This is a genomic window from Paenibacillus sp. NPDC058367, assembly GCF_042723305.1.
Lineage (GTDB): Bacteria > Bacillota > Bacilli > Paenibacillales > Paenibacillaceae > Paenibacillus_AQ.
In genome coordinates this window covers 688,428-701,650 of sequence record NZ_JBHXIZ010000003.1, presented here as the reverse complement: position 1 = coordinate 701,650, position 13,223 = coordinate 688,428, and the positions used below count along the sequence as shown (strand labels likewise).

The following is a 13,223-nucleotide window of genomic DNA, read 5'->3' as shown; positions in this document are numbered from 1 at the left end:
GCTAGAATGATGTAAATTATGTGTTGTTAGAGTAACATTACGAGGTGAGCGCCGCGGCGAAGCCGCTAGCGATTCTTTGCACATCGTAACTTGAAACCCTGCCTGTAAGCTGCATCTCAGTAATCTTTATCCATGGTGAGCTTAATGCGAACCGTGTGAATAAGCGACAGTGAAGCGTGTCCCCGATAGGGGACGAAAGCGCTCATGCACGACCGTTTCTAATCCCGCCGAACGTTGCAGGTACGCCTATTTCCGGGTGTCCAGAGGGCCGGGGCCCTTGGGGTCCCCCTTGGCTAAGGGGGATTTAGGGGGATCGAAAAAGCTTTGAAAAAGATTGAATGATTGAAAAAGATTGAACTAGAAGGAAAGTATGGAAGGAAGATAATATGAAATTCAAATCAGGCTTTGTCGCAATTATCGGCAGACCGAACGTAGGCAAATCGACACTCATGAACCAGGTTATTGGACAGAAGATTGCAATCATGTCGGATAAGCCACAGACCACTAGAAACAAAATCCATGGGGTCTATACAACGAATAATTCGCAAATCGTGTTCCTGGACACACCAGGTATTCATAAAAGACAGTCCAAGCTAGGCGACTACATGAACCAAACTGCAATGAGCACGCTGGGTGAAGTTGAGGCTGTGCTGTTCCTTGTGGATGCTGCAGATGGTTTGGGTGGTGGAGACCGATACATTGCTGAGCAATTAAACGGACTTAAGACGCCAGTTATTCTTGTACTGAACAAGATCGATAAAATAGAGCCGGAAGCATTGCTCCCACTTATGGCTCAGTATAACAAGCTGCATAACTTTGCTGAAATCATTCCAATTTCTGCCAAGATGGGTAGCAATGTTAACACGCTATTAGAGCAAGTCGCTAAGTATTTACCAGAAGGTCCGCAATACTACCCAGAAGATCAAATTACGGATCACCCTGAGCAATTTGTGTGCGCAGAACTAATTCGTGAGAAGATTCTGCATTTGACGCGCGAAGAAGTACCGCATTCCATTGCTGTGGCTATCGAAGATATGAGGGTTGAGCCGAATGGTGTTGTGCATGTGTCTGCCGTTATTTTTGTTGAACGTGATTCTCAGAAGGGGATCATTATCGGTAAGCAAGGTGCGCTGCTGAAAGAGGTTGGCAGACGTGCTCGGACTGACATTGAGAACCTTTTGGGTTCGAAGATTTTTCTGGAGCTATGGGTAAAAGTGAAAAAAGACTGGCGTAATCAGGACCGCGTTCTGCGGGATTTGGGCTTCCATAAAGACCTTTAAGATCTTTATCTGTCATTCCTCGTTTGGCAGGAATTGCAAGGATAGAACCTGGCTCATCGCACATCCTAATTCTTGAAGAGACATCGTCTTTCCCAAGAAAGGATGAATACGAATGCGAAACTTTTCGTGGAAGTATTTTGCAATGACAGGAGACGTCGATGCTTACCTGCTATACAAGGAAGCTGGCTATCCACTTGAAGACAGTGGATTACAGCTAGTGGAAGAAGAGAAGGTCTGTGATGAAGAAGCGCAATAAGGACTGGTTGCTTGCCGAATGGTTGGGGGAAGAGGCATGCTACACAGGGTGGAAGGGATCGTCATCCGCAGCATGGACTACGGCGAGGGGAACGCAATTATTACGCTTTGCACCGAGAACGCCGGGAAAGTAGGAGTTCTGGTACGAGGTGCTAAGAAGGTTAAGAGCCGCCATGCTGCCCTGATCCAGTTGTTCACCGTCGGGGAATTTGTTTTTTTTAGAAATAACGGAGGTCTTGGAACGCTGAATTCCGGCGAGATCACGAAGTCTCACCACCCTCTGCGTGAGGATTTGATTAAAGCAGCATATGCATCATACGCTTGTGAACTGCTTGATAAAGTCCTGCATGATGAGGAGACGGGGAACTTCTGGTTTCGCCAGCTTACGGCCTGCTTGAACGCACTTGAAGAAGATAAGGAACCTGGAGTTATCATAAATGTTTATGAAATGAAGATTTTGCAAGCAGCCGGTTATGGTCCAGAGTTCGACACCTGTGTGATATGTGGAGCAGAAAAGCCTGATGAACAACTGCTGATAAGCCCTCGCCTTGGTGGAGCACTCTGCCGCAGCTGTAAACATAATGATCCTCCAGCAATGGAGGTCTCTGCTCGTGCGTTGAAATTACTACGCTTATTCGCCAGACTTGATCTAACTAGATTAGGGAATGTGGATGTCAAAGAAAGCAGCCGTGATGAGCTAAAAAAAATTATGCGTGCCTTTATGGATGTGCAGCTTGGATTAAAGCTAAAATCACAGAATTTCCTGGATCAGCTCGACAAGTACAAGATTTGACGAAATCTGATTTTTCCGTTACTATAGGAACAGTTTAATTATAAGATTATCGCCGTTTTGCTCCACTTCGGGAGAACGTGCATTGATCGGGAAAGTAATGAGCGATATTGTCGCGATTCAGCGAGCTGGGGGTAGTGAGAGCCTGGCGGGACAATGTTCATGAACATGGCACCCGGGAGTACGGATATGGCGAATGAAAGTGGATTTCGTTCTTGTCTTTAGCAAGTGATATTGCTGAATCAAGGAATGGAATCAAGTAGGGTGGAACCGCGGGAGAATAAGTTAAGCTCTCGTCCCTATGTCTGTTAATCAGGCATGGGGGCGGGGGTTTTTTGTTGCTGTCAGGAGCGAAAAATGCCGCCTCCATGGTAAGAAGTTTTAAGCAAGATGAACTAAAAAACTTGTAAAGCGAAGGAGACGGTATTATGAACTTTCAGCAGATGATTTTGACGCTGCAGCAGTTCTGGGCTGAACAGAACTGTATTATCGTACAGCCTTATGACACTGAAAAAGGCGCCGGCACGATGAACCCTATGACATTTTTACGCTCACTAGGTCCTGAACCATGGAGAGTTGCGTACGTAGAGCCTTCACGTCGCCCATCCGATGGACGTTATGGGGAGAATCCGAACCGTCTGTATCAGCATCATCAATTTCAAGTCATTATCAAACCATCGCCTGATAACATTCAAGAGATTTACTTGGATAGTTTGAAAGCACTCGGCATTGATCCGCTCTTGCATGATATCCGTTTTGTTGAGGATAACTGGGAGAACCCTTCACTGGGTTGTGCAGGTCTAGGATGGGAAGTATGGCTAGATGGTATGGAAATCACTCAGTTTACGTACTTCCAACAGGTCGGTGGAATTGAGGCCAATCCAGTTGCCGTAGAAATTACTTACGGAATGGAGCGGCTAGCATCCTACATTCAAGATAAAGAAAATGTATTTGATCTTGAATGGGTTAGCGGCATGACTTATGGTGATGTTTTTCATCAACCGGAGTTTGAACATTCTACTTACACCTTTGAAGTATCTGATGTAAAAATGCTTTTTTCACTGTTCAACATGTACGAAGAAGAAGCGCGTAGAGCGATGGAGCAGCATCTTGTGTTCCCTGCCTATGATTACGTGTTGAAATGCTCACATAGCTTTAATCTGCTGGATGCACGTGGAGCCATCAGCGTTACTGAACGGACTGGATTTATTACCCGAGTGCGTAATCTTGCCCGCTCTGTAGCGGCAACATATCTTGAGGAACGCGAGAAGCTTGGCTTTCCGCTGCTGAAGAAAGAAGGTGCTGACCGTGTCTAAAGATATCCTGTTTGAGATCGGTCTGGAGGAAATTCCTGCACGTTTTATCCGCGCTGCGATGGAACAGCTGCAAGATAGAACATCCAAGTGGTTGGATTCTGCACGGATTACCCATGCTGGAGTTACTGCTTATGCAACGCCACGTCGTCTCGCTGTTTTTGTTAAGGATGCGGCTGAGAAGCAAGAGGATATCAGCGAAGAAGTCAAAGGACCATCACGCAAAATCGCACTGGATGCAAACGGGGACTGGAGCAAAGCTGCTTTAGGATTTGCCCGCAGTCAGGGTGTATCTCCGGAGCAATTTACGTTCAAAGAGCTAGCTGGAGTAGAGTATATATATGCTACTAGAAATAGTGCTGGGGTAGAGACAGCTTCGCTTCTTTCAGAAGGGCTTTTAGGGATTGTGAATGCGATGACTTTTCCGAAAAACATGCGTTGGGGAGCTTACGATTTTAAATTCGTGCGTCCGATCCGCTGGTTAGTTGCTCTTTTCGGGAAAGATATTATTGATTTGGAAATTACGGATGTAAAAGCGGGTAATGTGAGCCGTGGACATCGTTTTCTGGGCACAGAGACTGTAATTTCGGAGCCTGCACAATATGTTGAGAGCATGCGTGCGCAGCATGTCCTTGTAGACGTGAAGGAACGGGAAGAATTGATCCTGAAACAAATCAATCAATTGGCTGAAGAAAAAAGCTGGACGATTGCGATCAAAGAGGATCTTTTGGAGGAAGTACTGTTCCTAGTTGAAACACCAACCGTGTTGTTCGGAACCTTCGACCCATCTTTCTTGAACATTCCACAGGATGTGCTGATTACTTCGATGCGTGAGCATCAGCGGTATTTCCCGGTATTTGATGCAGCGGGCAAACTTCTGCCTTTCTTCGTAACGGTGCGTAACGGGAATGCAGTATCTTTGGATGTTATTGCTAAAGGTAATGAGAAGGTACTCCGTGCTCGTCTATCAGATGCTAAATTCTTCTATCAAGAAGATCAAAAGATGAAGATTGATGATGCACTAGCCAAATTGGAGAATATCGTCTACCATGAAGAGCTTGGCAGTGTTGGAGATAAAGTGCGTCGTATTCGCCAAATCTCCGATCGTCTTGCTGTAAAGTTGGGATTGTCTGATATAACCCTTTCTGAAGTAAGTCGGACTGCTGATATTTGCAAATTCGACCTTGTGACTCAAATGGTTTATGAATTCCCAGAACTTCAAGGCACCATGGGTGAAGATTATGCACGCAAAGCAGGAGAACCTGAAACTGTGGCAAAAGCAATCTTCGAGCATTATCAGCCAAGGTTCGCGGGTGATGCAGTACCATCGACGGATGCCGGTTCAGTTGTCAGCATTGCGGACAAGATCGATACGATTGTAGGTTGCTTCTCTATCGGTATTATCCCAACAGGCTCTCAGGATCCTTACGCACTGCGTCGCCAGGCTGCAGGGATTGTTCAAATCGTGCTGGAGCATAAATTGCCGATTACGCTGCGCGAGATTTTTGAAGCAGCGATTGAAATTCATAATAATTCAGGGAATTCGAAACATTCTGACGATGAACTACGTATAAACCTGTACGAGTTCTTCGGTCTGCGTGTTAAACGACTTTTATCCGACAATGTACGCTATGATGTTGTGGACGCTGTTACAGCAGCTGGCTTTGACAACGTGGTAGATGTTGTGGGCAGAAGCCGTGCGCTTATGGGTGCTGTGTTAGACCAAGCAGACTTTAAAATTACAGTAGATTCACTCACTCGTGTCAGTAATTTGGCAGCTAAAGCAACCAGTGAAGTGATTGATCCTTCTTTACTTAAAGAAGATGCTGAGCTGAAGCTGTACAATACATGGCAGGAATTACACACACCGTATCTTGAAGCGATGTCCGCGAATAATGCCGAAGAGGCACTCCGTATTCTCTCGGGTCTAAAAGATGCTGTTACAGCATTTTTCGATTCAGTTATGGTTATGGCAGAGGATGAGCAGGTACGTGCTAACCGTTTAGCTTTGCTAGCTGGTATTGATGCTGACTCCAAGGCGTTTGCTGATTTTGGCAAGCTCGTTTGGTAAACGACTGAGCACCGAAGTTCCCGGCTGAATTCAAGATTCGACATTTGATTAAAGGACAGCTTTTTGAACAACATCTATAAGAAAAGTTTGTGTCTTATGGTATAGAATGTTGGTTTGGGGTATAAATATACGGAACGGTGCCAATGCGTCATTTGACATCCGTTCCGTATTTATGCATAGAAAGAAGGATTTCTTGCGGTAAGGGCGTATATATATTACACGGGAAATTGGTGATGATCATGGAGAAGAAGTCCCGGTCTAGAACTATAGTCGTGGATGGGGATGCTTGTCCGGTCAAAAAAGAGATTGCTGAAGTTGGCCGCGCCTTTGGTGTGCCGGTACTGATGGTATCTTCTTATGACCATGCACTGAAAGCTGAAGAGGGTGTAACGGTTGTGCAGGTGGACCGGGGAGATCAGAGCGCCGATCTATATATTGCCAATCATATTTCTGCTGGAGATGTGGTATTGACTGGGGACTATGGTCTCGCAGCACTTGCACTAGGGAAACGTTGCAGTGTTCTTTCTTTTCGTGGCCAGGAATATGACGATTCCAAAATGGATTTTATGTTGGAAGGCAGGCATGCCAGGGCCGTGGAACGAAGACGGGGACATTATTCTAAGGGTCCAAAACCTATAACGGCAGAAGAAAAAATATATTTTCAACATAAAATGACAAAACTTTTAATACTTTTGCAGGAGAATGTGGAGCAATAGCGAATTATATTTATTTGTTAAGAATTGAAGGTGGTTGAAGTGGCTAGCGGACACGGGAATATTCCGGAAGAAGTTATCGAAAGCGTGCTTGCACGTCATGATATTGTCGATACAGTCGGTAAGGTAGTCCATTTGTCCAAGCAGGGGAAATATTTATGGGGCCTCTGCCCGTTCCATTCGGAGAAAACCCCTTCCTTTACAGTTACCCCCGACCGGGGAGTATTTCATTGCTTTGGCTGCGGCATGGGTGGAAATGCCATCAAATTTAGGATGGAAATCGAAGGATTAACCTTCCCCGAAGCCGTCAAAATAATGGCTGAAGAAAGTGATATTCCCGTTCCTGAAGGTAAGGGAGGCCTAATGTCTCCTCCTGATCCGGAACGCGATCGGTTGATTCAAGCTTATGAATGGTCTGCAAAGTTTTATCATTACTTGCTGAAGAATACGGAACACGGCAAAGCCGCAATGGAGTATTTAAGAGCCCGGAACTTCAGCGATAAAATGATTGACCAGTTTCAGATCGGATATGCTCCGGACCGCTGGGATACTTTGGTACAATTTTTGGAGAAACGGAATTTTGACCTTGCTGAGATGGAGAAAGGTGGACTCTTGTCTGCCCGAGGTGAGGGTAAAGGCTATATAGACCGTTTCCGTGGTCGGATTATTTTTCCGATTGCGAACCGCACAGGCAAGGTGATTGCGTTTGCCGGAAGAATTTTTGGTGAAGGACAACCCAAGTATCTTAATTCTCCAGAGAGTAGATTGTTTAACAAAAGCCGGATTTTATACAATTTGCACCAGTCCAAAGCATCCATCCGCAAAACGCGGCAAATCGTCCTCTTTGAAGGATACGGAGATGTCATTTCGGCTTGGGAAGCAGGTGTGCATAACGGTGTAGCAACAATGGGAACATCTTTAACTGAAAGTCATGTAGCACTGATGAAGAGTCTGGCCGATGAAATTGTACTGTCTTATGACGGTGACCGGGCAGGACAAGCAGCTGCTATGAAGTCCATTCCAATGCTTGAAGGCAGTGGCTTGCGTGTAAAGATCGCCTTACTGCCAAGCGGACTCGATCCAGATGAATTCATCTCAATGCATGGTGGAGAAAGGTTTATGGATCAGGTTATTGATTCAGCGGTTTCATCCATAAAATTTAAGCTTATATATCTGAAAAAAAACCATATACTCCTAGAGGAAGATGGCAAAATTGCCTACGTCAAAGAAGCTTTGGAGGTCATTGCTTCGTTACATTCCTCGACTGAGAGAGAGGTTTACCTAAGGGAAATCGCTTCTGAGCTGGAACTTTCATATGATAGTTTGAAGCAGGATTGTAATTTACTTAGGGCATCGATGCAAAAAAACATCCCTGAAGGGGATAATAACGACAAAAGGTGGAATAATGGTAGGCATAAAAAAGGGCAAGTGCAGACACCAACTTTGCTGCCCGCTTATCATGTTGCGGAACGGCGTCTACTGTCCTTTATGATTCAGGACCCGGAAGCCGCCACGTATGTGGGCGAACGCCTCGGAGAAGATTTCAACATCGATGATCATGCGGCAATTGCCGCTTATCTATATGCCTATTACGCGCAAGGCAAACCACCCGGCATTAGTCGGTTTCTATCATCGCTTCAGGATGATCGTCTAGAGAAAACTGCTACATCAATTTCCATGATGGATACACCTCCAGACTGGAATATGCAGGTGCTGGATGATTGTATCCGTGAAGTACGGAAATACCCACTGCAGCGCAAGATGGATCAGAAGCGTGAAGAGATGATTCAGGCGGAAAAGTCAGGTGACTTTTTGCGTGCGGCACAAATAGCAAGTGAGATTATAGCCCTAGAGAGACAATGAAATGTTGACAGGATGTACCTAGGGAGGAGGGAGTCGAATTATGGCGAACGATCAGCATACTGAATTGGAAGCAGAATTTACTTTGGATCAGGTTAAGGATCAGCTTATTGAGCAAGGCAAGAAAAGATCATCATTGCTATACAAAGATATTATGGAGAAATTATCGCCGTTTGATCAAGACCCCGAGCAAATGGAGGAGTTCTATGAACAACTCAGTGATTTGGGGATTGAAGTTGTAAACGAGAACGATGAGGAGGTTAACAGCCTCCGGCCAAATGAGGACAATGAAGACAAAGAGGGCGATGAGTTCAGCTTTGATGATGATTTGTCACTGCCGCCAGGGATTAAGATTAATGACCCTGTCCGTATGTATCTAAAAGAAATTGGACGCGTTCCGCTGTTGTCGGCTGACGATGAAGTAGAGCTTGCTATGCGGATTAAGAATGGTGACGAGGAAGCTAAACGTCGTCTTGCGGAAGCGAATCTTCGTCTCGTTGTAAGTATTGCTAAACGTTATGTTGGACGCGGTATGCTGTTCCTTGATCTGATTCAGGAAGGTAACATGGGTCTGATCAAAGCGGTAGAGAAATTTGACCATAACAAAGGGTTCAAATTTAGTACGTATGCAACTTGGTGGATTCGTCAGGCCATTACCCGCGCGATTGCGGATCAGGCACGTACGATTCGTATTCCTGTACACATGGTCGAGACGATCAACAAGCTGATTCGTGTCTCTCGTCAATTGCTACAAGAACTGGGACGTGAACCTTCGCCAGAGGAAATTGCGGCTGAGATGGAGCTGACGGTTGAGAAAGTTAGAGAAATCATGAAGATTGCCCAAGAGCCAGTATCGCTCGAAACACCGATCGGTGAAGAAGACGATTCTCATCTGGGAGATTTCATTGAGGATCAGGAAGCCTTGGCTCCTGCGGATGCAGCAGCTTATGAACTGCTGAAGGAACAGCTGGAGGATGTACTGGACACGCTCACGGAGCGTGAAGAGAATGTACTTCGTCTGCGTTTTGGCCTAGATGATGGCCGGACGAGAACACTTGAAGAAGTGGGCAAAGTGTTCGGTGTTACCCGCGAACGGATTCGCCAGATTGAAGCTAAAGCATTGCGTAAGCTTCGTCACCCTAGCCGCAGTAAACGGCTTAAGGATTTCCTTGAATAGTATTTCATGAACTGGACCTTCTGCTGCTCAGTAGCAGGAGGTTCTTTTATTTGAATTACGACCCTAAAAGTGCTGACCCTGTGTATCTGGAAAGAAGGATGAGCCAGTGAATTTGGAAAAACGCGAAATTATTATAAAAGAGATTCAATATTGGAGAAACAACAGATTGCTACCAGAGCAATATTGCGACTTCTTAACCAACCTGTATGATGATGAAGCTGCGGCAAAGGATAGAAATCCGATTTCGCTGAAGAATCTACAGCAGGGAAACATCAAAATTTGGCTGTTTGGTTTTGGAATTATTTCCTTGATTTTCTTGATTAGTCTTTATTTTAGCGTTTTTCCCTGGCCTTTGCAACTTGCAACAGCACTATCCGTATTAATTATTTGTTATGGATACTCAGCGGTTTACAGGACCCGAAATCATGTTATTAGTCTTATCCTGGCGGGGCTGGGCAGTGTGTTATCGCTTGGTTTTGGGCTATGGCTGATTGCTTTGCATGATCTTGATCCTCAGCTCTGGAGACCGATTCTGATTGGGGCTTGCGGCTTGTTATGGTGTATTCTGGGATTTGTGCTCCGTATAGGCTTGCTGCAGTATTGCGGTTATGCTTTTTGGGCCTTATTATATGCGGGATTCTTCGGTGGAAAACGCCCTGAGGCTTCGATGCTAGAGCTTGAGCTCTTATGGCTTCCACTCTGTGTAATGATGGTGTGGCTGAGCTGGCTATTACATCACAAAGTTAAAGGCGTTGCCAGTGTTTTTTTTGCAGTGGGAGTATCACTATGGATGATGCCGGAACTCGATGCTCTTTTATTGAGGCAGGATTATCCACAGTGGATTTCGTTTATGCTAATTCTAAAAATTGCGGTAGGCTTGGCCCTGCTGTTCTTGTTTCGAAAAAAATGGATAACGTGGGTGGCAATATGAACAATGTGAAATTATCAGATCGACTTCAGCAATTGCTGGAACAAATTCCGCAAGGAAGCAGGTTGGCAGACATCGGCTCTGATCATGCTCTGCTTCCTGTGGCTGCTGTAGAAAGCGGTAAGGCTGTATTCGCAGTAGCAGGTGAGGTAAACCCGGGTCCCTTTGATGCTGCTTGTAAGGGCGTTGCAGAGGCCGGACTAGGGAAGGTAATCTCGGTGCGTCGAGGAGATGGCCTTGAGGTACTGGAACCTGGTGAAGTTAATTGTATCACGATCGCTGGCATGGGAGGGGCTTTAATTGCTTCGATTTTAGACCGTGGTCAGAGTCAAGGCAAGCTAAAGGATGTTACAACACTGGTACTTCAACCGAATGTGGGCGAGGATATTTTGCGCCGCTGGCTGTTAAATAATGAATGGGTTCTTACCTCTGAAAGTATTCTGGAAGAAGACGGCAAGTTATATGAAGTATTAACAGCTGTTCCAGAGGATACTAATGCTGGAATTACGAATGCCAATGTATATCGTGAGGTAACGCTAGGTAATTCTGCTATGGTTCGTGGTCAGGATACCTTGCTGCAGATGGGGCCTTTTCTGATCCAAGCACCGAATGAAGTGTTTTTTGCCAAGTGGCAGGGAGAGATTCAGAAATTGGAAGGCATCCTGACATCATTGTCACGTTCAGAACTCGAATCTGCGGAGAATAAACGGAAATTAATTCGAGAACAGATCAAGGAGATTACGGAGGTGCTGCAATGCTTGCCAAAGGACAAACAGTAATTCAATATATGGAGCAGCTGGCTCCAAAGCATTTAGCTGAAGATTGGGACAAAGTCGGTCTGCAACTAGGTTCCTTACAGAAAGAAATAACCAATGTGCTGGTTGCACTGGATGTTAATGATGAAGTCGTCGAAGAGGCAATTCGTCTCGGCTGTAATCTAATCATTGCCCACCATGCGATTATTTTTCGTCCGCTGCAAGGGATTCAAACAGACACTCCAATGGGCCGAATGTATGAAAAATTGATTAAAAATGACATCGCGGTATACATCAGTCATACTAATCTGGATGTTACCGAAGGTGGAATGAACGATTGGATGGCGGAAGCTCTTGGTATAGAGAACGGAGTGCCTATTAAAGACATTCATTCCGAGCAATTGTCAAAGCTGGTTGTGTTTGTGCCGAAGGATCATCATCAGAAGGTACTGGATGCCATTTTGAATGCAGGAGCAGGGGCAATCGGAAACTATAGTCATTGTAGCTTCAATATCGAGGGATACGGGACTTTTATTCCGGGAGAAGGCACAGATCCTTATATCGGGGAAAAAGGGAAGCTGGAGCGTGCTGAGGAGATCCGTATTGAGACAATCGTGCCACACAGTATCCGCAATAAAGTGGTACAGGCTATGCTCAAGGCTCATCCTTATGAAGAGGTTGCCTATGATTTGTACACGATGGATCTTAAAGGCCGCAGTTTAGGGCTTGGGCGGGTTGGAAAGCTCAAAGAGCCTACCACACTTGGGCAATTCGTTGAGACGGTAAAAAAAGGTCTGAAAGTTGACCATGTACGTGTTGTGGGTGATTTGGATCGTCCAATTCGTAAAGCGGCTGTTCTCGGCGGTTCGGGTGGAAAGTATTATAACAGTGCTATTTTCCGCGGTGCGGATGTGTTGGTTACGGGAGATCTTGATTACCATACAGCACAGGATGCCGTGCTCGCTGGGATCACTCTGATTGATCCAGGACATAATGCAGAGAAGATCATGAAAGAGAAAGTAGCAGAGTGGATGACTGGGAAACTGGTGGAGCATAAGTACGATACAGCTGTACATGCTTCGCAGGTGAATACGGAGCCATTTAAGTTCCTATAAAATTGCCATTTAATAATGCTTGTGCCAGACATGTGATGTCTGTATAATATATAATGTTGTTCGGAAAGTTTGACAGACAATCGCCGGTGACGTGAAGACGTCACGGGAGGAAAGTCCGGGCTCCATAAGGCAGGATGCTGGATAACGTCCAGTCGGCGCGAGTCGAAGGATAGTGCCACAGAAATGGACCGCCGATGGCCGCCTTAGGGCGGCACAGGCAAGGATGGAACCGAGGTGTAAGAGACCCCGAGGAACGCTGGTGACTTCGTTCCTGGTAAACCCCATCTGGAGCAAGACCTAATGAGACGCAGCAGATTCCTTTATTGGAATAGGCAGCCTTAGCCTGAGGCGCGTCTAGGTTGGTCGCTGGAGCTGTGCAGTAATGTACGGCCTAGATAGATGATTGTCGCTTATGGTGGGAGGGTAGTTCCCGATTGAACCACGACGAGCACAGAACCCGGCTTACGGCAAACTTTCCTAACTGCAACGTTATGATAACAACAACAACCATACAAGCGGCGGCGTATCTCGGGAAACCGGATCACGTCGCTTTTTTAAAATATAAGAAAGTATAAGTTTCACTTTATACATTATCCTTATATTTCTCGCAACGCTTACCATCCTTATAAAGACGCCGAAGGTGTTTATGCTCGTGGCAAGAAGATATGTAGAAAGTGGGAAACGTGTAGCATGGGTAATTATCAGATTTGCGGGTTCTGCGGACATTTATATGAACGAAACAATAAGAGGATGTGCAATAGTTGTGATGAGATGTATCAGAGAATCAGGCGTATCGTAGAGACTTCACCCGACACGATGGTATTAAATATATCCCTTCAAACAGGGGTAAGTGTCAGTCGAATCATGTCTTTCGTTGAAAATGGATATTTTAGGCTCAATAAAGATAGCATAGAAGTATCTAAGAAATAAATTTAAGCATGGCTGAGAAATAAAAAAACCCGGCTT

At 45.5% G+C, this 13,223-nt stretch carries 11 protein-coding genes and 1 other RNA gene; all 12 read left to right on the top strand.

All coding sequences use genetic code 11. From position 1 onward, the window contains the following. The first annotated feature begins 386 nt into the window (after positions 1 to 386). Complete coding sequence (gene era, locus ACFWMP_RS20010) at positions 387 to 1,280, top strand: GTPase Era (RefSeq protein ID WP_042190933.1); 894 nt, start codon at positions 387 to 389, stop codon at positions 1,278 to 1,280. 112 nt (positions 1,281 to 1,392) lie between these two features. Further along, positions 1,393 to 1,536, top strand: a complete 144-nt coding sequence (locus ACFWMP_RS20005) for a YqzL family protein (protein WP_076117313.1) — start codon at positions 1,393 to 1,395, stop codon at positions 1,534 to 1,536. A gap of 36 nt (positions 1,537 to 1,572) precedes the next feature. Beyond that, on the top strand, positions 1,573 to 2,328 hold the full coding sequence (gene recO, locus ACFWMP_RS20000) for a DNA repair protein RecO (protein WP_379424552.1): 756 nt from the start codon (positions 1,573 to 1,575) through the stop codon (positions 2,326 to 2,328). A 425-nt stretch (positions 2,329 to 2,753) separates the two neighbouring features. After that, complete coding sequence (glyQ, locus tag ACFWMP_RS19995; protein ID WP_042130314.1) at positions 2,754 to 3,641, top strand: glycine--tRNA ligase subunit alpha; 888 nt, start codon at positions 2,754 to 2,756, stop codon at positions 3,639 to 3,641. Next, the gene (glyS, locus tag ACFWMP_RS19990) at positions 3,634 to 5,709 is read left to right on the top strand and encodes a glycine--tRNA ligase subunit beta (RefSeq protein ID WP_379424551.1); all 2,076 of its coding nucleotides are present in this window, start codon (positions 3,634 to 3,636) and stop codon (positions 5,707 to 5,709) included. The genes glyQ and glyS overlap by 8 nt, the downstream gene beginning before the upstream one ends. Positions 5,710 to 5,948: 239 nt before the next feature. Then, on the top strand, positions 5,949 to 6,425 hold the full coding sequence (locus ACFWMP_RS19985) for a YaiI/YqxD family protein (protein WP_042194373.1): 477 nt from the start codon (positions 5,949 to 5,951) through the stop codon (positions 6,423 to 6,425). Positions 6,426 to 6,464: 39 nt separating this feature from the next. Beyond that, positions 6,465 to 8,285, top strand: coding sequence for a DNA primase (gene dnaG / locus ACFWMP_RS19980; protein WP_379424550.1), 1,821 nt, complete (start codon positions 6,465 to 6,467; stop codon positions 8,283 to 8,285). A 40-nt stretch (positions 8,286 to 8,325) separates the two neighbouring features. After that, positions 8,326 to 9,459 carry an RNA polymerase sigma factor RpoD gene (rpoD, locus tag ACFWMP_RS19975; protein ID WP_042130309.1) on the top strand — a complete coding sequence of 378 codons (1,134 nt, stop codon included), beginning with the start codon at positions 8,326 to 8,328 and terminating at the stop codon, positions 9,457 to 9,459. A 106-nt stretch (positions 9,460 to 9,565) separates the two neighbouring features. After that, positions 9,566 to 10,390: a hypothetical protein gene (locus ACFWMP_RS19970; protein WP_339243162.1), complete on the top strand. Its 825-nt coding sequence runs from the start codon at positions 9,566 to 9,568 to the stop codon at positions 10,388 to 10,390. Continuing rightward, entirely contained in the window at positions 10,366 to 11,166 is an 801-nt protein-coding gene (locus ACFWMP_RS19965) for a tRNA (adenine(22)-N(1))-methyltransferase (protein ID WP_379424549.1), read from the top strand. Before ACFWMP_RS19970 ends, ACFWMP_RS19965 begins: the two co-directional genes overlap by 25 nt. Continuing rightward, positions 11,142 to 12,257 (top strand): Nif3-like dinuclear metal center hexameric protein, encoded by a 1,116-nt coding sequence (locus ACFWMP_RS19960; protein WP_042190922.1) that lies wholly within the window; start codon positions 11,142 to 11,144, stop codon positions 12,255 to 12,257. The genes ACFWMP_RS19965 and ACFWMP_RS19960 overlap by 25 nt, the downstream gene beginning before the upstream one ends. 64 nt (positions 12,258 to 12,321) lie before the next feature. Continuing rightward, an RNA gene (gene rnpB, locus ACFWMP_RS19955) (RNase P RNA component class A) lies at positions 12,322 to 12,737 on the top strand. Positions 12,738 to 13,223: the final 486 nt, after the last annotated feature.

Excerpts from the sequence above, each read along its gene's own strand:
- ACFWMP_RS19985 (WP_042194373.1), top strand. The coding sequence starts at position 5,949 with ATGGAGAAGAAGTCCCGGTCTAGAACTATAGTCGTGGATGGGGATGCT.
- rpoD (WP_042130309.1), top strand. The coding sequence starts at position 8,326 with ATGGCGAACGATCAGCATACTGAATTGGAAGCAGAATTTACTTTGGAT.
- glyQ (WP_042130314.1), top strand. The coding sequence starts at position 2,754 with ATGAACTTTCAGCAGATGATTTTGACGCTGCAGCAGTTCTGGGCTGAA.
- era (WP_042190933.1), top strand. The coding sequence starts at position 387 with ATGAAATTCAAATCAGGCTTTGTCGCAATTATCGGCAGACCGAACGTA.
- ACFWMP_RS19965 (WP_379424549.1), top strand. The coding sequence starts at position 10,366 with ATGGATAACGTGGGTGGCAATATGAACAATGTGAAATTATCAGATCGA.
- ACFWMP_RS20005 (WP_076117313.1), top strand. The coding sequence starts at position 1,393 with ATGCGAAACTTTTCGTGGAAGTATTTTGCAATGACAGGAGACGTCGAT.
- ACFWMP_RS19960 (WP_042190922.1), top strand. The coding sequence starts at position 11,142 with ATGCTTGCCAAAGGACAAACAGTAATTCAATATATGGAGCAGCTGGCT.
- recO (WP_379424552.1), top strand. The coding sequence starts at position 1,573 with ATGCTACACAGGGTGGAAGGGATCGTCATCCGCAGCATGGACTACGGC.